The sequence below is a fragment of the Patescibacteria group bacterium genome (assembly GCA_028717685.1).
Lineage (GTDB): Bacteria > Patescibacteriota > JAQUNI01 > JAQUNI01 > JAQUNI01 > JAQUNI01.
Window position 1 is genome coordinate 582,030 of the sequence record JAQUNI010000001.1, and the last position, 18,179, is coordinate 600,208.

General features: G+C 41.5%; 15 protein-coding genes. 9 read left to right on the forward strand and 6 right to left on the reverse strand.

Annotated features, from left to right (window positions below):
• Positions 1–28: 28 nt before the first annotated feature.
• Together rpoC and PHW01_02910 are read left to right on the forward strand one after the other, a co-directional pair.
• Entirely contained in the window at positions 29–3,871 is a 3,843-nt protein-coding gene (rpoC, locus tag PHW01_02905; GenBank protein ID MDD5626927.1) for a DNA-directed RNA polymerase subunit beta', read from the forward strand.
• A gap of 287 nt (positions 3,872–4,158) precedes the next feature.
• Complete coding sequence (locus tag PHW01_02910; protein MDD5626928.1) at positions 4,159–6,489, forward strand: DNA translocase FtsK 4TM domain-containing protein; 2,331 nt, start codon at positions 4,159–4,161, stop codon at positions 6,487–6,489.
• A gap of 93 nt (positions 6,490–6,582) precedes the next feature.
• On the opposite strand, the gene PHW01_02915 is transcribed toward PHW01_02910, so the two are convergent.
• Positions 6,583–8,211: a CTP synthase gene (locus PHW01_02915; protein MDD5626929.1), complete on the reverse strand. Its 1,629-nt coding sequence runs from the start codon at positions 8,209–8,211 to the stop codon at positions 6,583–6,585.
• Between the two features lie 350 nt (positions 8,212–8,561).
• Here PHW01_02915 and PHW01_02920 point away from each other — a divergent pair, with 350 nt between their 5' ends.
• From PHW01_02920 to recA, 3 genes are all read left to right on the forward strand, one after another.
• A complete protein-coding gene (locus PHW01_02920) occupies positions 8,562–9,560 on the forward strand; it encodes a DUF4115 domain-containing protein (GenBank protein ID MDD5626930.1) in 999 nt (332 codons plus the stop codon).
• 3 nt (positions 9,561–9,563) lie between these two features.
• Positions 9,564–10,196, forward strand: a complete 633-nt coding sequence (locus tag PHW01_02925; GenBank protein ID MDD5626931.1) for an HD domain-containing protein — start codon at positions 9,564–9,566, stop codon at positions 10,194–10,196.
• Between the two features lie 88 nt (positions 10,197–10,284).
• Entirely contained in the window at positions 10,285–11,307 is a 1,023-nt protein-coding gene (recA, locus tag PHW01_02930) for a recombinase RecA (GenBank protein ID MDD5626932.1), read from the forward strand.
• A 200-nt stretch (positions 11,308–11,507) separates the two neighbouring features.
• Here the strand turns inward: recA and efp are convergent, their stop codons facing one another.
• From efp to rpsF, 4 genes are all read right to left on the reverse strand, one after another.
• Positions 11,508–12,065, reverse strand: a complete 558-nt coding sequence (gene efp / locus PHW01_02935; GenBank protein ID MDD5626933.1) for an elongation factor P — start codon at positions 12,063–12,065, stop codon at positions 11,508–11,510.
• A 9-nt stretch (positions 12,066–12,074) separates the two neighbouring features.
• Complete coding sequence (gene rpsR / locus PHW01_02940; GenBank protein MDD5626934.1) at positions 12,075–12,284, reverse strand: 30S ribosomal protein S18; 210 nt, start codon at positions 12,282–12,284, stop codon at positions 12,075–12,077.
• 90 nt (positions 12,285–12,374) lie between these two features.
• A complete protein-coding gene (locus tag PHW01_02945) occupies positions 12,375–12,929 on the reverse strand; it encodes a single-stranded DNA-binding protein (protein ID MDD5626935.1) in 555 nt (184 codons plus the stop codon).
• Between the two features lie 48 nt (positions 12,930–12,977).
• Entirely contained in the window at positions 12,978–13,481 is a 504-nt protein-coding gene (gene rpsF, locus PHW01_02950) for a 30S ribosomal protein S6 (GenBank protein ID MDD5626936.1), read from the reverse strand.
• 244 nt (positions 13,482–13,725) lie between these two features.
• Here rpsF and PHW01_02955 point away from each other — a divergent pair, with 244 nt between their 5' ends.
• From PHW01_02955 to PHW01_02970, 4 genes are all read left to right on the forward strand, one after another.
• On the forward strand, positions 13,726–15,159 hold the full coding sequence (locus PHW01_02955; protein ID MDD5626937.1) for a phosphomannomutase/phosphoglucomutase: 1,434 nt from the start codon (positions 13,726–13,728) through the stop codon (positions 15,157–15,159).
• Between the two features lie 190 nt (positions 15,160–15,349).
• Complete coding sequence (locus PHW01_02960; GenBank protein MDD5626938.1) at positions 15,350–16,192, forward strand: sugar phosphate nucleotidyltransferase; 843 nt, start codon at positions 15,350–15,352, stop codon at positions 16,190–16,192.
• A gap of 230 nt (positions 16,193–16,422) precedes the next feature.
• Positions 16,423–16,689: a hypothetical protein gene (locus tag PHW01_02965; protein MDD5626939.1), complete on the forward strand. Its 267-nt coding sequence runs from the start codon at positions 16,423–16,425 to the stop codon at positions 16,687–16,689.
• Positions 16,689–16,901 carry a hypothetical protein gene (locus PHW01_02970; GenBank protein MDD5626940.1) on the forward strand — a complete coding sequence of 71 codons (213 nt, stop codon included), beginning with the start codon at positions 16,689–16,691 and terminating at the stop codon, positions 16,899–16,901. The genes PHW01_02965 and PHW01_02970 overlap by 1 nt, the downstream gene beginning before the upstream one ends.
• A 279-nt stretch (positions 16,902–17,180) precedes the next feature.
• On the opposite strand, the gene trpS is transcribed toward PHW01_02970, so the two are convergent.
• Positions 17,181–18,158, reverse strand: coding sequence for a tryptophan--tRNA ligase (gene trpS / locus PHW01_02975; GenBank protein ID MDD5626941.1), 978 nt, complete (start codon positions 18,156–18,158; stop codon positions 17,181–17,183).
• Between the last annotated feature and the right edge of the window lie 21 nt (positions 18,159–18,179).

An 18,179-nucleotide genomic window follows, 5' to 3' on the forward strand; every position in this document is an offset into this window, starting at 1 on the left:
AAGACCGTGGAGCTTTATCTATACCAAAATGTCTAATATTACCCCTTTTAGAGCAATCAAATTAAAACTCGCCTCTCCTGAAGAAATTCTTGCTTGGTCATATGGAGAGATCACTCGTCCTGAAACCATTAATTATCGCACCGGTAAACCGGAAAAGGATGGGCTGTTTTGTGAAAAGATTTTTGGTCCCACGAAAGATTGGGAGTGTTATTGCGGTAAATACAAAAGGATTCGTTATAAAGGAATTGTCTGCGACAAGTGCGGCGTGGAGGTAACCCGTTCCATTGTTCGTCGTGAGAGAATGGGGCATATTTCTCTAGCCGTTCCCGTATCCCACATTTGGTTTTTGCGCGGCGTGCCTTCCAAGGTTGGCTTGGTGCTGAATCTCGGAGTACAGAGTTTGGAAAAAGTAGTCTATTTTGCAAGTTATATTATTACTAAAGTGTATAAAGAAGCGAGAGAAAAAGCGAGGGTGCAGATTAATAAAGAGTTAAAAGTGAAACGAGAAGATATCATTCGCAGATATAAGGAAGTCGTCAGTTTATTAAAACAAGAGAAAGGCAAGGCGCTCTCGCGCCTCGAAACAAAAAGCAAGAGGGCAAAGATTGAGGCAGGATTTGATCAAAAGATTATTGCAAAGCATAAAGAACGGGAAAAAGCGCTTGAAGAATTGTCGGGCGCTGTGTTACTTGCCCAGCGAGAGCTTGCTAGCATTAAACGTCTAGCCGTCATCTCCGAATTGCAATACCGTAATTTTTCCTTAAAGTATGGCGAGGTATTTGAGGCGGGAATTGGCGCGGGCGCAATCCGAGATATTTTAGCTAAAATTAATTTGGAGAAGTTGGCGCAAAAATTGAACATAGAGTTTAAAAAAGCATCTTCTACAGAGCAGAAGCGGCTTAAAAAAAGGATTTCTTTAGTAGAGGGTATGATTCGAGCTAAGATTCGTCCCGAGTGGATGATTCTAACCGAGCTTCCGGTCATTCCCCCCGATCTTCGACCTATGGTTCAACTTGATGGAGGACGTTTCGCCGCTTCCGATCTTAATGATTTGTATCGGCGCATTATCAACCGCAATAATCGCTTAAAAAGATTGCAGGAATTAAATGCCCCGGAAGTAATCAAACGTAATGAGAAAAGAATGTTGCAAGAAGCAGTGGATGCTTTAATTGACAATGAAGCGCGGCACGGCAAGGTGGCCTCTTCTACTACAGGACAAAAAAGAGTTTTGCGATCGGTGGCGGATATGCTCAAAGGCAAGCAGGGCCGTTTCCGACAAAATCTTTTAGGGAAGCGCGTAGATTACTCTGGTCGCAGCGTAATCGTTGTGGGACCGAAACTGAAGTTGCATCAATGTGGCATTCCTAAAAAAATGGCATTGGAGCTTTTTAAGCCTTTCGTTATTTCTAAACTTATTCAAAAAGAATATACCCATAATGTCCGCTCGGCGGGTAAACTTTTAGAGGCTGGTACTCCGGAGGTTTGGGATATTTTGGAAGAGGTAATTCGCGATCAGTATGTCCTTTTGAATCGCGCCCCAACCCTGCACCGTTTGAGTATTCAGGCTTTTAAACCTATTCTTATCGAAGGTAAGGCAATTCAAATTCACCCTATGGTGTGTAGCGCTTTTAATGCTGATTTTGATGGCGATCAGATGGCAGTCCATGTTCCTTTGACGCGGATGGCGCGGGAGGAAGCAAGGAAGATTATGCTTTCCTCGCGCAATTTACTCAAGCCGGCAACCGGCGAACCAATCACTACTGCTTCTAAAGATATTGTGTTGGGTTGTTATTATATGACAAGAATTAGAGAAAAAGCGAAAGGGGAAGGCAAGATCTTTGCTACGCCCGAGGAAGCTTTATTGGCGCATGAGGAAGGGATTGTTGATATTCAAGCCCTGATTTTTGCAAGAATGAATTCGGGGGAGAAAGTTCAGACCTCCGTGGGCAGAATTATTTTTAATCAAATTTTACCTCCCGCTTTAAGGTTTCAAAATCAAGTCATGGATAAAAAGGCATTGAAAAATTTGATTGATTCCTGCCTGAAGAGATATGGTCGGAAACGAGCAGTTAAACTGATTGATGACATTAAGGACATGGGTTTTGAATATTTGACTCGTTCAGGGCTTTCTTGGGGGATGAATGACCTTCAGATTCCTGCCAGGAAAGAAGAGATTTTGAAAAAGGCGGATATAGAGGTAGATCAGATTTACAGGCAATTTAAGGAAGGACTTTTAACCGACGAGGAACGTTATACCAAGGTTTTAGAGATTTGGGCTCGCACTAAAGATTTAATTACCAAGGAAGCCGAGAAAGCAATAGATAAATATGGGCCATTATACTCAATGTTGGATTCTGGAGCGCGAGGGAGCTGGAGCCAGGCTTCCCAAATGATTGGGATGAAGGGACTCGTTGCTAATCCTGCCGGCAAGACCATTGAATTGCCGGTGAAAGATAGCTTTAAAGAAGGCTTTTCGGTATTGGAGTATTTCATTTCCACTCATGGCACGCGGAAGGGAATGTCGGATACTGCCCTGCGCACCGCCACCGCGGGTTATTTAACCAGAAGGCTCGTGGACGTGGCGCAGGATATGGTGGTTCGGGATGGGGATTGCGGCGATACCAAGGGACTTTTAATTACAAGAGAGGAAACCGAAGAAATGGGCGAGACCATCGCTGAAAGGGTAACCGGTCGGGTCTCTTTAACTAATTTGCGCGATTTGAAAACAGGCGAGATTATTGTGAAAAAGGGCGATCTTATTGATGAGGAGCAAGCGAAGAAAATCGCCAAGATTGATCCTGGCGAGTTCTATATCCGTTCGTCCCTTACTTGTAAGACAGTAAAGGGTATCTGCCAAAAATGTTATGGTTGGGATCTCGGGCACAAACAGTTGGTTAGGCTAGGGGAAGCGGTAGGGATTATTGCCGCTCAATCCATCGGGGAGCCAGGGACCCAGCTTACGATGCGCACCTTCCACACCGGAGGTGTGGCGGAAGGAGATATTATTCAAGGGTTACCTCGGGTGGAAGGACTTTTTGAATGCCGACCCGTCAAAAATCCAGCAGTCATGGCGGAAGTGGATGGCATCATGGATATTGAAAACCGCGGTGATCAAAAAATCGTCAGGATATTTACTAAAGACATCATCACTGACCGTTATTCACTGCAAGGCAAAAAAGCAAGAGTAGAGAATGGTAGTTATGTGGAGGCTGGTGAAGAATTGGCTATTTCGGATAAAGGTCAGAAGATTAAAGCTAAAGCTGCTGGTATTGTGAAGATCCAAGGGGAAGAATTATCCGTGGTAAGAGAACAAAATGCGGCTCAAGAACATCTTTTACCTTTGGAAACACCTTTATGGGTAGAAAAGGGGCAGGAGGTTATAAGGGGTGATCAATTTACCGAAGGTTATTTAGACTTACGCAAGTTATTTAAGGTTTCGGGCGCGGAAGCAGTGCAGAAATATATTATTTGTGAAGTACAGCGTATTTATTCTACCCAAGGTCAGGATATTAATGATAAACATATTGAAATTATCACGCGTCAGATGTTTTCCAAGGTAAGCGTGGAAAATCCCGGAGACTCCGATTTCATCCCTGGCGCTATCATAGATAAATTGCGTTTTGAACGCGCGAATCAGGCATTAAAAAAACAAGGTCGCGAAGAGATTACAGGCGAACATCTTCTCTTGGGGATCACGAAGGCTTCCTTAAATACCGAAAGCTTTTTATCCGCTGCCTCCTTTCAAGAAACTGCTCGGGTGCTCATAGAGGCCGCGGTGATGAATAAAGAAGATAAACTGGAAGGATTAAAGGAAAACGTGATCATTGGTCGTTTAATCCCGGCGGGCACAGGTTTTAGAAGAGATGTCTAAAAGTATTGCCTAAAAAGTTTTTTAGGTTGTCTTTTTATGTCAAGCCTTTTGATATTGTTGGGGTAATATTTTTAAGGGTTTATATACATTATCAAATTGTAAAGCCTCTCATTTTGAATTTAGAATAATTTAAGGTGTGCAACCTTTTTGTTGAAAAGAGGTTGTTTTTGTTTTTTAAAACAAAAAATGTTATAATTTATTTAATTCCCTTACCTCGTTAGAGGAAGCCGCCGATTTTAATCGGTGGTCAATACTGGTCTGGTTTATTTATTAAAAAAATGGATCTTATGTTTCATTCTCCGAACGCGCGGCGCCGGGGCAGACCCAAAGGAGCAAAAAGCAGAAGAAGGGGTCGGCCTCCGAAAAAACAAAGCATTATGGGAGAGAGCCATGAGGAATTAATTTCCCGCCTTAATCCCCGTATGACACGGGCAGTGGTTTTAATCTTGTTTTTCATAAGCGGCGCTCTAGGGGTTTTAAGTGTCTTTGGTCGTGCCGGCATTTTAGGACAATATTGTAAACTTCTTCTCATTAATCTTTTTGGCTGGTCTTATTTTTTTATCCCATTTTTTATTTTGATCTTGGCTTATTTTGTTTTGAGAGCTCAACATTATCATTTGCGTAAATGGAATTATCTCGGTGCGGCTTTGTTTTTAGTAAATTTAGTCGCTTTATTCCAGCTGATTTTAGCCCGCAATTTGGGTTTTCAGGAGATGAAAGGAATCGCCGGCGGCGGTTATTTAGGTTTTGCGGCCACCTTTTTTCCCCAGAAATTTTTAGGCCTCGGGGGTAGTTTGGTTTTGGTAGTTGGACTTTTTGTTCTAGGCGTCTTCTTAATGTTTAATATTTCTTTAAGGGGTGTGGCCCAAACTACAAAAGAGGGACTAAATAAAGCTCATTTATTGGGCGCGAAATTGAAATTCGGGCAAGGGGATGATGTTGCGATTAGGGATTTGGATGGCGAGCCGAATTTAATGAGCACCGCAGAGATTGAAAAAGCAATGCGGCGGGAACAAAAGAAAGATCGGCCCCAGATTCATTTACCTGTGGATGTGGATTTAAATATAGCAAGCAGTAAGAGAGCAGAATCTTTCATTGATACTAGTTGGATTCTACCCCCTCTTACTCTCCTTAAAGAAGCGCGAGGCAAGCCAGTATCGGGTAATATCCGATTGCGCTCGCAGATTATTCAAAAGACTCTAGCGGATTTTGGCATTGCGGTGGAAATGGATCAGGTGAATATAGGGCCCACTGTGACCCAATACACCCTCAAGCCAGCGACGGGCGTGAAGCTTAGACAAATCACTACTCTCCAGAACGATCTCTCTCTCGCCCTTGCCGCTCATCCGATCCGTATTGAAGCGCCGATTCCGGGAAAGTCATTGGTGGGGATTGAGGTTCCTAATCAAGAGGTGGCTTTAGTGCGCCTTAAAGATATTCTTGTTTCTGATCAATTTTACGGTTTAAATTCTGATCTTAAGATTGCTTTAGGCAAAGATGTGGCGGGGCATCCGGTAGTTACGGATTTGGAGAGGATGCCTCATCTTTTAATTGGAGGAGCGACCGGCAGCGGCAAATCCGTATGCTTGAATGGCATTATTTTAAGTCTTTTATATCAGCGTTCGCCAAGGGAATTAAAATTTATTCTTGTGGATCCTAAAAGAGTAGAGATGACTAGTTATAATGATCTCCCTCATCTTTTAACGCCCGTGGTTACGGAACCCAAAAAGACCGTTAATGCTTTAAAATGGGCTGTTAAAGAGATGGACCGCCGTTTTCAAGTTTTGTCGGAAGCAGGGAAGAGAAATATAGGAGGCTTTAATGCGGCTTGTGTTCCGGAAGAACGTTTACCTTATATTGTAGTTGTTATTGATGAACTAGCCGATTTAATGGCCGTGGCCGCTAATGAGGTTGAAGCCGCTATTGTGCGGCTGGCGCAAATGGCGCGGGCGACTGGGATTCATCTTGTAGTTGCCACTCAAAGACCATCGGTTGATGTCATCACAGGCTTAATTAAAGCTAATATTACGAGTAGAATTGCTTTTAATGTCGCGAGCCACATTGATTCGCGGACAATTATCGATACCGCGGGCGCAGATAAACTCCTTGGTAACGGTGATATGCTTTTTATTTCCTCCACAGAAAGTAAACCTAAACGGATTCAGGGTGCTTTAGTATCGGATTCAGAGATTGAGGGAGTGGTGAAATTTTTAGGCAAACGAGAAGAACCCGAGTTCAATCCTGAAGTAACGGAAAAACAAGGCCGCTTGGGTTTCGGGGGTGTCCCTTTGCCCGAGGGGGAGGAAGAAATTGACGATGAGTTGTTTGAAGAGGCAAAAAATTTAGTAATTCAATCCGGCAAGGCTTCAGCTTCTCTTTTACAACGTCGCTTAAAGGTGGGTTATGCCCGCGCCGCCAGGCTTTTAGATTATTTAGAGGAGCAGGGGATTGTGGGGCCGTCAGACGGCGCGAAGCCGAGAGAGATTTTAACTAAAGGGAATGTGCAGATTATTAATGCCAATGGCGAATCCCAGAATACAGGGAATCAGGTCTTACGAGAGGATCTGGAACGGATTAAAACTTTTGAAGATGAAGAAAGGAATAATGGGAATTATTAATACGCGAATCAGGAATCAGGAAGTTAAAAAAATCGGGCAAAAGCCCGATTTTGTAATTGAAATAAGAAGAATCGTTTTTTTTATTTAATCTCCTTACTTGATTCTTTTCGCGCTCGCGCGAATAAATTCCAGAAACAACGGATGTGGATGCAGGGGTCGGGAAGTGAATTCGGGGTGAAATTGGGTGGCTAAGAAGAAAGGATGCGAGGCGAGTTCAATAATTTCTACGAGATTTCTTGCCGGGTTAATTCCGCTGACCGCTAATCCCTTCTTCTCTAATATTTTACGATACTGGTTATTAAATTCATAGCGGTGGCGGTGGCGTTCCGCAATGTGGGTTTTATTGTAAGCGCGGCGCGCGATTGTGTTTGGCAGAATCTCGCACGCATAATTGCCCAGACGTTGCGTGTCCCCGTATTTTTTGTTTTTTAAAAATTCTTTTTGTTCGCTCATTAAGCTAATCACAGGATAAGAGGTTTTAGGATTGATTTCTGTGGTGTGGGCGTTTTTCATCCCCGCCACATTGCGGGCAAATTCTATAGTGGCGAGTTGCATGCCGTAGCACAAGCCCAAGAAAGGAATCTTATTTTCCCGCAGATATTGGATGGCTAAAATTTTTCCATCCACACCTCGTGAACCATACCCGCCGGGCACGATGACGCCATCGTAATTTTTTAGCTCGGTTAAATCTTTGGGGTTTTTTTCATATTTTTCACTGGCAAGCCATTGAATAATTGGCTTTAAATGATTAGCCCAAGCGGCGTGTTTTATTGCTTCTATGACCGAGATGTATGAATCTTCCAGCGTAAAATCGCCGGTTTGAAAATATTTTCCCACAATACCGATTTTTACCTCTCTTTTGACGTTTTTAATTGTCTGCACTAATTTTCTCCAAGCCGCAAGGTCGTTTTTTCTTGGTTTAAGATGAAAGTGGGCGAGAATTTTTTCGCCTAATTTTTGTTCATCCAGAATGAGGGGCACCTCATAAATTGATTCTACATCCGGGTTAGAAATTACGTGTTCTTTGAGCACGCTGCAAAAGACGGAAATTTTGTCTTTCCTTTTCTCGTCTAAAGGCCGGGCAGCGCGGCCGATTACAAAATCAGGCTGGATACCCGCGGCATTTAAAGTGCGGACAGAATATTGGACAGGTTTGGTTTTCATCTCTCCTACAGTAGAGGGAATAGGGAGGTAAGAAACATGGACATGGGAGACGTGTTTGGGGTCTTCCCATTTCATCATCCGATTTGCCTCCAAAAAAAGTACCCCCTGATATTCGCCGACCGTGCCTCCGAGTTCAACAATCACAAATTCAGCTTTAGCTTTTTTCCCCGCTTCCTTGACGCGGCAAATAATTTCTTCGGGAACGTGAGGCACCACTTCCACATCCTCCCCATCATATTCCAGGTTCCTTTCGCGGCGAATCACCGCCTCATAAATCTGACCGGTGGTTAAAAAATTGGAAGCGTTAAGGTCTGTTTCTGTAAATCTTTCATAAGAGCCAATATCCTGATCAGTTTCAATGCCATCGTCTGTGACAAAGACTTCGCCATGTTCAGTCGGTCGAATCGTGCCCGCGTCAATATTAACATACATTTCGCATTTGACATTGGTGACGCGATAGCCTTTCGCTTGTAAAAGTTTAGCAATGGAAGCGGCGGTAATCCCTTTGCCTAGGCTAGAGATTACGCCGCCGGAGATGAAAATGTATTTAGTGGTCATAATATTGAATGCAAAAATTAAAAATCAATCTTTCGACTGCGCTCAAGATTGATGGTGAATAAAGTCGAACCATCAAAACGATAGTGTAAAATGTTAAAATTTCTATTTATTTTAATTTTACAAAATATAAAAACCCTTAATTATAGTTAAAATTATTTACAGGGTTTTTTTTAATTCTTATATTTAGTTCTAACTTTATTTTATTTGTGTTAAGATAAAAAGTCAAGGGGAGGTTATCCGCCTCCACAAGTTAAAAAGACCGCTTTTATCTCAAATAGGCGGAGCTACACTTTTGCCAATGATTCCATAAAAAGTTAAAATGATAATAGGGATTTAGAATATTTAAAACAATGACCAGTTTTAGTTCTAAAAAAATTCAAGGGGAAACCTTTGGCGAGATTTTAAAGAAGAAAAGAAAGAGCATGGGCTACAGTCTTAAGCAGGTTTCGCATCGCCTCAAGATTAACTTCGGTTATCTTAAAGCTCTAGAGGCGGAAAGTTTGCAGGGGTTGCCTCCTCCTGTTTATGTGCGGGGGTTTTTAAAGCATTATGCTCGTTTTTTAGGGCTTCCAGAGGAGACAATTTTACGATATTATAGGACAGAGCGGAATATTTTAGATAATCTTCATCCGGAGGAAAATCTGGTTTATCAAAGTAAAATCAAGAGAGTTTCTCTTTTGAATATCAGCCCAAAGGCAGTCAAATTCGGTTTTATCGCCTTAGGGATAGTGATGTTTTTTATCTATTTGGGATGGGAACTCTCGGGGTTTTCTGCCCCGCCGTCACTGAAGATTATTTCTCCGCAGGAGAATGAAAAGGTGACTACCGACTCCATGGTGGTTGCAGGGGAGAGCGAGAAAGAGGCAGAAGTTTTTATTAATGGTCAGCCGGTTTTTGTGGACGAGGAGGGCAATTTTCGGGAGCAGATTATTCTCAACGCAGGCGTGAACCCCATTGAGATTTTAGCGCGGAATAAAATAGGGCGGGAACGCAGAGTAGCAAGGAATGTTTTAGTTTATTTGCCGGCGAATGCGGGCGCCGTAATGGACGCGGCGAAAGAAAATAATAAGGAGGAAAAACTCCAAGAGTTATCATTGCTCGTTAAGATTAAGGAGGGCGCGACTTGGATTTCAGTAGATACGGACGGGACTAATGTTTTTCAGGGGACAATGTTGCCGGAAACTTCGCGGGAGTTTAAGGCGCGCGATAAAATCACGATTACCTCCGGGAGCGCGGGCAATACTTATATTGTCTTTAATGGTCAGGATTTAGGAAATTTAGGTGAAAACGGGGATGTGGTTCGAAATGTAGAATTCACAAAGGATCTTAAAATACCAGATAAAAATTAATTTATGTCTTACAAAATCAAAGCAAAAAATTTGGAGAAAATGTTTAATTTTTTACATCAGGTGGAACACTTAAAATCCACCTTGAGGTATACCTCGCTCGCGAGCGGACGCAAGGAATCCAGCGCAGAACATTCTTGGCGACTAGCTTTGATGACTTTTCTCGTCGCTGAAGCATTAAAATTGGATTTAGACAGCAATCGCGCTGTCAGAGTCGCCCTTGTCCATGACATTGCTGAATCCGTCACAGGAGATATTGATGCCGTTAAGATTGGCAGAAAGGAATTTTCCAAAGAAGAGAAACATCGCCTTGAAATTAAAGCGATTAAAAAGATCAAAAATAAATTACCCTTAGGACTTAGCCGCGAAATTCATGATTTATGGTTTGAGTATGAGAAAAGTTTAACCCCGGAAGCAAAATTCGTAAAGGCGCTGGATAAGTTAGAGACCTTAACCCAACTTGCAGAGGCAGGTTACAAAACTTATGACGCGCCAGAGTTTATCGCGAATTATGCTGATTTGAGTGTGCAGAATTTTCCTGCTTTAAAGGGAATGTTGAAAATCGTGAAACGCAAACTCAAAACAGAATTTAGGAAGGGGGATATTCCTTGGAAAAAGGAATATAGCACTTATCCTTAATTTTAGAAGTTGCTTTCTAATATTTCGTGGGTTATAATAAATTAATCTTTTTTATCCTCTTTTCTTTCAGGAGGGGAGAAGAAATAAAATGACTAAAATTAATACTATGGAGGAGGGAAAATCCCAAGCCGTGGAAATGGCGGTGAGCCAGATTAAAGAGAGGTTCGGCGAGGGTTCAATTATGAGATTGGGTGAAGCAAAGATTATGCAGGTAGAAGCGATTCCGACTGGTTCAGTTTCGCTGGACATTGCTCTTGGTATTGGCGGCGTGCCGCGAGGCCGGGTGATTGAAATTTTCGGCCCTGAATCTTCCGGCAAAACGACGTTAGCTCAACATATTGTCGCTACGGTGCAAAAGCGCGGAGGAGTAGCGGCTTTTGTGGATGCGGAACACGCTTTGGATCCTGATTATGCTAAAGTGATTGGCGTGAATATCAATGATCTTTTTATCTCCCAGCCGGATACGGGTGAACAGGCTTTAGAGATTGTAGAAACTTTAGTCCGTTCCAACGCGATTGACGTGGTGGTAGTGGACTCGGTAGCAGCTCTTACTCCTCGGGCTGAGATTGAAGGCGAGATGGGGGACAGCCACATGGGCTTGCAAGCGCGTTTAATGAGCCAAGCCCTAAGGAAACTCACTGCGGCTATTTCTAAATCCAAAACCACGGTGATATTTTTAAATCAAACACGGATGAAGATCGGCGTTTTTTTCGGTAATCCCGAGGATACCACGGGAGGAAAGGCATTAAAATTTTATTCCTCGGTGCGCATTGAATTGAGGCGGGCGGCGCAAATTAAACAAGGCGATAAGATTATCGGCAATCGCGTGAAAGCGAAAGTAGTGAAGAATAAAGTGGCGCCGCCATTCCAAACCTGCGAATTTGACATTATGTATAATGAAGGAATTTCTTACGCAGGGGATTTGGTTGATATGGGAGTATTTTATAAAATTTTAACTAAAAGCGGTTCTTGGTATCAGTTAGACGAGGAGAAACTGGGACAGGGCAGAGAGACGAGCAAGCAATATTTAAGAAATAATCCCAAGGTCGCGGAGATGATTCAGAAGAAGATTTGGGAGAGAGTGAATGAGCAAAGAAAGGCAGAGGTTTAGGTTGTGGATAACTTTTGAATCCATTGTTCGATTGTTCCATTGCTCAACTGTTACAGGTTCATTTTATTTTCCAAAAGATAAGGTCAACAATCGAACAATAGAACAATTGAGCAATCAAAATTCAAGACAGGATTAAATCCAATAAAAAAATAACCTTTAAGCGATGTTAGGTTATTTTTTATTTTCGTTATTAAAAAATTTTATGCTCGCTCTACGTACTCCCCTGTTTCCGTATTTACTTTTACTTTATCTCCTTTCTTAATGAACAGGGGAACGGTTAGTTTGGCATCTGTTTCTAAGGTGACCTGTTTGGTTCCTCCTTGAGCTGTGTCGCCGCGCACATCCGGAGGCGCGTCAACAACTTCAAGCACTACTTTCAGGGGGAGGTCAATGGTTATTGGTTGACCCTTAAAGATTAAGACATCAGTGCTTGTTCCTTCTTTAAGAAATTGCGCCTTCAGACCAATTTCTTTTTGCGGGAGACCAAACTGTTCATAAGTCTTTTCATCCATAAAATAGAAAATTTTGCTGTCTTTATATAAAAATTGAACCTTATTTTTAGTAATATCCGGCTCTTGAAATTTATCGTTGCCCTTAAAGTTTTTACTAAGGACATTTCCCTTGATGAGATTTTTCAATCTTGTTTGCTGCACTGCGCCGCCGCGGCCCAATTTAACATGTTGGGAAGCAATCACTGTGTAGGGTTCGCCATTATATTCAATATTGGTGCCAATTTTTAAATCATTGATATCCAGCATAGTGGAGTTTTATTTAATTGTGTAAGGAAGAAGGGCCATCAAGCGGGCATTTTTAATCGCGCGCGCTAATTTGCGTTGATGGAATGAACAAGTGCCTGTTCTCTTTTTGGGTCTGATTTTACCATAATTAGACAAGCACCGTTTGATTAATTCTACATTCTTGTAGTTAATATTTTTCTTGGGGTCAACGCAAAAACGACAATATTTTTTAGGTTGCATAAATGAGTTAGTAACTAGTAATCAGTAATCCGTAATTGGTAAAATATTAAAAATTGTCACTGATTACTAGTACAATTTATCAGTTATTTTTTAAAACGGTATATCTTCAATGCTAATGCCTTCATCTTCTTCCTTTTTTTCTGGAGCGCGCGGTTTCGCCTCCTGTTCAGATGTTATTGTTTCATTCTCCGTTTCTCTGGTTAACTCCTCTTCTACATTAATGGTGGGGATTTCGGAGGCGGGGGCGGGGGGAGTTACCGTGGCGGTAGGAGCGGGTGCGGCTTGCTGATTAGGATAAGGAGACCTTCCTTGGGTGCGCGGCGGGGATAACATAATCATATCCCGGGCTATAATCTCGGTGCGATAGCGCTTGATGCCATCTTGGCCTTCCCAGTCATGAGTCTGGAGCGAGCCTTCAATATAAACTCGGTCCCCTTTTTTTAAGTATTGACCGCAAATATCGGCTAGCTTGCGCCAGGCGACAATATTATGATATTCAACATTTTCTTGTTTCTGACCCTGGGCATTTGTCCAGACGCGGTTGGTAGCAATACCAAAATTAGCCACCGCATCTCCCGAAGGGATATTGCGGGTTTCCGGATCGCGGGTTAAGCGCCCGATAATCATTACTTTATTGAGGTCCATTTTATTTGTACTACCTCCTTGTTGTTTTGAATTAAAAAATTAGATATTTCAAAGCACTTCTTCTTTTAGGATCTCTTCCAATTTTTTATCCAAGTCTTCCATTTCAGCTTTAGGCTCTTTAGAGGTTTTAGAGATTTTTTTCTTCTCGGAGGGCGCTTCTTCTTGGGGAAGAGAGATTGATTTTTCAGCCTCTGGCTTAGGAAGAGCGGGTTCAGCTTGTTCTATAATATTTTCTTTTTCTTCGCTCTGAATGGCAGTTTCTTTTTCCTCTGTGACCGCTGTTAACAAAAATCTTAAGAGATGGACTACAGATTTCAGTTTTTTATCTAAAGAATCTACTTGATCTTTATTTAATTTAAACCAGGTGATATGATAATAACCTTGTTTAAAGTGTTTAATCTTGTAAGCCAAATCTTTCAGTCCCCAATATTCTTCTTTCTTAATCTCGCCACCCGATTCTTTAATAATGTTATTCGCTTGGGCAATTTTTTCCGCCGCTTCCTTTTCAGAGATTTGTGGCGAAAAAAGATACATTATTTCGTATTTGGGCATTATTTTTCTTCTATTTTTAACAATATTTATATGGTAAATAATAGCAGAGAAATTTTAAAAAAGCAAGGATAATGTCTGAATCTGGATTTTGGAATTTGAAATCCAGATTAAAGTTCTTTCTATGAAAAATCCATATTTTGGATTCAAGGTTTAAGATTCTGTCCTTTATTCTCTTGCTAAAGTCATTAAAAGAGAGTATAGTGTTTTTATTAAAATTTAATTTTGAGATTTTTAAAGTAAAAATATGAGAATCAATCCTTTCGTTTTCAGAAACTATGATATCAGGGGCATTGTGGGCAAAGAGCTAGATAGCGAGAAAGTATACGCAATTGCCAAGGCGTATGGAACTTTTTTACAAAGAAGAAAAATACGCCAGGCAGTAATTGGCAGAGATTGTCGGGTGAGCGGAGAAGAATTTAAAAAAGTATTTATTAAAGGTCTTAGAGAGATGGGCATTGATCTTATTGATATTGGTATGGTGATGACGCAAATGATGTATTACGCGCAATACCGTTTCCAGACCAATGGCGGGGTAATGATTACAGCCTCTCATAATCCGTATAATTTTAATGGATTTAAGCTGGGAATTGGTTTTTCCCTGACAACTGGGCCGGAGGAAGTGCAGGAGATAAGAAAAAATACTCAAACCGAGCGGTATTACGTTTCAAAAAAGAAAGGTTCTATCACAAAAGCTGACATCAGAGAAGATTATTTTAATGATGTTTTAAAGCGTCTTCGTTTAAAGAGAAAGTTTAAGGTTGTCGTTGATTTTAGGCATGGAACACCCGCTATGTATGTTCCTGAACTTTTCAAAAGAGCGGGTTGCAAACTGATTTTACGCAGAGAGAATGTGGATGGCAATTTTCCGGCGGGGACCCCGGATCCTACTGATGAAAAATTCATCAGGGAACTTGGCAAGGTTGTTCTTGCCGAGAAAGCCGATTTAGGACTCGCATTTGACGGCGATGGCGATAGGATAGGAATGGTTGACGAAAAGGGAAATATTTTATGGAATGATGTTGTGGTGGCAATTTTCGCGCAAGAAATATTAGAGAGATTTCCTAATTCAAAAATTATTTATAATACGCTTTGTTCACAGGTGGTTCAGAAAGTTATTAGTCGGAATGGCGGGATTCCGATGATGTGGAGAACCGGACACTCATTTATTAAGAAAAAAATCGCTGAAGAGCAAGCCGCATTCGGAGGAGAACTTTCCGGACATTTTTTCTTTAATGATAATGCCTATGGTCATGACGATGGAACATACGCCGCATTGAGAATTTTAGAGTATTTATCTGATAAAAAGCTTTCATTGAGTAAATTGTATCAAAGTTTTCCGCGATATATTTCCTCGCCCGAGATTAAGATTGGATGCGCGGATGAGAGAAAAGTCGCTGCTGTTGCGGATATTGCTAAAAGGTTTAGAAAGGATTTTCCGAACGCAAAAATTACTGACGCGACAGTTATTCCAGGAGATGATGGAACACGCGCTGATTTTGATGATGGTATGATGATTTTTAGATATTCTCAAAATGGCCCATATATTACGGTCAAATTTGAAGCGCGGAGCAAGAAAGTTTATGATAAGCGGAAGAAATATGTCCGGGAAATGCTGGAAAGATATCCTGAAATGATTTGGGAAGACCAGCTGTGTGTTAATCTTGAATCACTTCAGTAAATAAATACCGCAAGAATGATTAGTGTTGTTTATACCTCTTGTGGATAATTTTTTTGACTCTCTATTGCAGAGTATGATAAAGTATGATAGTATCATATTGAATCATACTTTTTTTATTAACAAATTTTTTAAAAGTGGTTAACAGACCCCCTCCAACCTCCCCCTTGGTAAGGGGGAGAAAATTATAGCGATGTCCAGAGAAAGATTAACAATTACCATTAACAAACGACTCATCGGCTTATTAGACGATTTTATTGACGGTGAGAAGATCCGCAACCGTTCGCACGCGATTGAGTATCTTTTGAGTAAAACGCTGGCGCCCAAGGTTTCGCGCGCGATTATTTTAGCGGGTGGCCAAGGCTTAAAAATGCGGCCTTTTACCTATGAAATGCCGAAGTGTTTGATTCCAGTGCGCGGCAAACCTCTTCTCGAGCACACTTTGGATTTATTAAAGAAATATGAAATCCGCGACATTGTGATTACGATCGGACACCTGGGAGAGAAGGTGCGGAATCATTTTGGCGACGGCTCGCGGTTCGGGGTAAAAATTACCTATGCGGATCAAGGAGAGGGTTTTCGGGGGACGGGCGGCGCTTTGAAGGTGGCAAGGAATCTAGCGGGACATCCTTTTTTGCTTTTCTATGGAGACGTCTTAGCAAATATTGATTTAAATGATTTGATTGACTTTCATAAAAGCCATGGCAAAACAATGACGATGGCTTTAACGAGCGTGGAGGATTCATCGGTTTGGGGAGTGGTGCAGCTTCACGGCTCCCAAATCCGGGATTTTGTGGAAAAGCCTAAACAGAGCCAGAGATTATCGCGGCTTATCAACGCAGGGATTTATGTCGTGGAGCCTAAGATTTTTGATTATTTCCCCGGAAAAAATATTTTTCGCCTGGAAGAAGATGTTTTCCCAAAGCTCGCGCAAAGCGATGAACTATATGGCTATCCTTTTGAGGGGCAATGGTTTGACATTGGCACGCCTGAAATTTACGCGCGGGTGATTAAGGAGTGGAACGGGATCAAATAAATGAAAAATTGTCTCGCTATGCGAGATCTGGCGGAGCCAGAAAAATGAAAAATGCAAAATTGCAATGCAAAATTAAAAATTGAATAAGAGATTTTTTAGATTGCAGGGTTGCGTTTTTTATTTTTTTGATCAGTTCTTTTTTAAGTTGGTTTAAATCTTTGATTTGAACCAAAATGGTTCTTTATGATTTATGATTTGGTGGTATTGGATTTTTGGATAAGGGAGGAGCAATGAGATCTTTTGATGAGGTTAAACAGGATATCTTGAGTCAGATTGAGCACGTGGCGTCAGTAAGATGCGATAGTACAGTAGCGGCTTGCTCTTTGAGGCGGAGAGAGAATATAAAATTCAGAATAAGTGGAGGGAGTTGCCCTGGAGCAAAGAGTGTTTGTGACGATGTGGAAGGCGCTTCTTCTATCCAAGGGCTGAAAGATAGCTTAGGCAGTCTAATGTGCGTTCAAACAATGTTTGGAGATATTTTGAAGGAGGGTGAGTAGTGGAGGAGGAAGAAATTTTTGACATTTTGCCTAGGCCCACAAAGAATATTAGTGCCGAGGAGATTCAGATGGCACTAATTGAGCTGCAAAATGCAGGAATAAAAACTTTTATGGGGGGTTATGATGTAGAAGCTTTGTTGATGTCAGTTTCAGAAGAAGGGGGGCAAGATGAACTTGGGGAAGTATATAGAGAATCTCAAGAACGATCTTGAGAATGGGGGCGTGGCAGATGATTCGGTCGCTGTACTTTGTTATATTACAGCAGCGAATCGTGCTAAAGAAGTTATCCAAGCAGGCGGACCAGAAAAAGAGACTGCTCAAAGTTTTCTAGATCTTTGTATGCAGTCAGGCTGTGAAGGTTTAAGAACTGTTGTAGCTCTATAATTAGTTCTTTGTTTGAAATCAAAAGACCGTGTGTAATTAAGACCCTTCTTAATTATTACACGGTCTATTTTTTTAGAGATTTTAGATTTTCAATTTTAGATTTTAGACTATCTCACCCCAATTTTCTCTCGTATTTCTTGCAAATTTTTCCCCGCGATTTCGCGCGCCCTTTTTGCGCCCTCAATTAAAATATTTTTTACTTCTTCGGGCTTTTGTTTCAACTCCGCATATTTTACACGCATATCGCCAAAGTGCAAGGCAATGTTTTGAGCCAAGATTTTCTTGCATTCCACGCAGCCCAAATTTCCCGAACGGCAATCTCTTTCAATGGTTTTTACTAAATCGGGGAGGGAGAATAATTTGTGCAAGGCAAAGATATTGCATTTTTCTGGATGCCCCTTATCGCCCTTTTTTATTTTTTTAGGGTCTGTAAAAGCATTGCGCAATTTAGCGTCAATTTCTTCTTGGGATTCAAAGAGCCCAATGTAATTATTCAAAGTTTTGCTCATCTTGTTTTTACCGTCCAAGCCCATAATCCGCGGCGCTTCGGTTTTTAAGGTTTGGGGCAGAGGAAAGGTTTCGCCGAAACGTTTATTAAAGCGCTCGGCGATAAAGCGAGTAAATTCCAGATGAGGATCTTGGTCTTCGCCAACAGGAACAGCATCGGTTTTGTAAACTAAAATGTCGGCCGCCATTAAAACAGGGTAAGAAAGCAGGGCTAAATTCAGATTATCTGGAAATTGTGTTTTTTTTTCTTTATAAGTGGGCATGCGCTCTAACATCCCCAAGGGAGTGAGCGCTCCCAGAATCCAAGCAAGTTCAGTTTGTTCCGGGACATAAGATTGGACAGTCAAAATGGATTTTTGAGGGTCAATACCGCAAGCGAGAAGACCAGTAGCCATCTCTATAATTTCTGAGCACAAGGTTTCTGGCTCAAAAGGCGTGGTTAAGCCATGGTAGTCCACGATTTCAAAGACACATTGGTATTGATCTTGCAGTTCCACCCAATTTTTAATTGCACCAAAATAATTGCCTAAATGTAGAGTACCCGATGGTCTGATTCCTGAAAATAATTTTTTCTCCATATTTTTGGAATTAGTCGCGCA

Bases quoted from the DNA above. Each gene is read 5' to 3' on its own strand.
- PHW01_02925 (MDD5626931.1), top strand. From the start codon at position 9,564: ATGTCTTACAAAATCAAAGCAAAAAATTTGGAGAAAATGTTTAATTTT.
- PHW01_02915 (MDD5626929.1), bottom strand. From the start codon at position 8,211: ATGACCACTAAATACATTTTCATCTCCGGCGGCGTAATCTCTAGCCTA.
- PHW01_02920 (MDD5626930.1), top strand. From the start codon at position 8,562: ATGACCAGTTTTAGTTCTAAAAAAATTCAAGGGGAAACCTTTGGCGAG.
- efp (MDD5626933.1), bottom strand. From the start codon at position 12,065: ATGCTGGATATCAATGATTTAAAAATTGGCACCAATATTGAATATAAT.
- rpsR (MDD5626934.1), bottom strand. From the start codon at position 12,284: ATGCAACCTAAAAAATATTGTCGTTTTTGCGTTGACCCCAAGAAAAAT.
- trpS (MDD5626941.1), bottom strand. From the start codon at position 18,158: ATGGAGAAAAAATTATTTTCAGGAATCAGACCATCGGGTACTCTACAT.
- rpsF (MDD5626936.1), bottom strand. From the start codon at position 13,481: ATGCCCAAATACGAAATAATGTATCTTTTTTCGCCACAAATCTCTGAA.
- PHW01_02945 (MDD5626935.1), bottom strand. From the start codon at position 12,929: ATGGACCTCAATAAAGTAATGATTATCGGGCGCTTAACCCGCGATCCG.
- PHW01_02955 (MDD5626937.1), top strand. From the start codon at position 13,726: ATGAGAATCAATCCTTTCGTTTTCAGAAACTATGATATCAGGGGCATT.
- PHW01_02960 (MDD5626938.1), top strand. From the start codon at position 15,350: ATGTCCAGAGAAAGATTAACAATTACCATTAACAAACGACTCATCGGC.
- rpoC (MDD5626927.1), top strand. From the start codon at position 29: ATGTCTAATATTACCCCTTTTAGAGCAATCAAATTAAAACTCGCCTCT.
- PHW01_02910 (MDD5626928.1), top strand. From the start codon at position 4,159: ATGTTTCATTCTCCGAACGCGCGGCGCCGGGGCAGACCCAAAGGAGCA.
- recA (MDD5626932.1), top strand. From the start codon at position 10,285: ATGACTAAAATTAATACTATGGAGGAGGGAAAATCCCAAGCCGTGGAA.
- PHW01_02965 (MDD5626939.1), top strand. From the start codon at position 16,423: ATGAGATCTTTTGATGAGGTTAAACAGGATATCTTGAGTCAGATTGAG.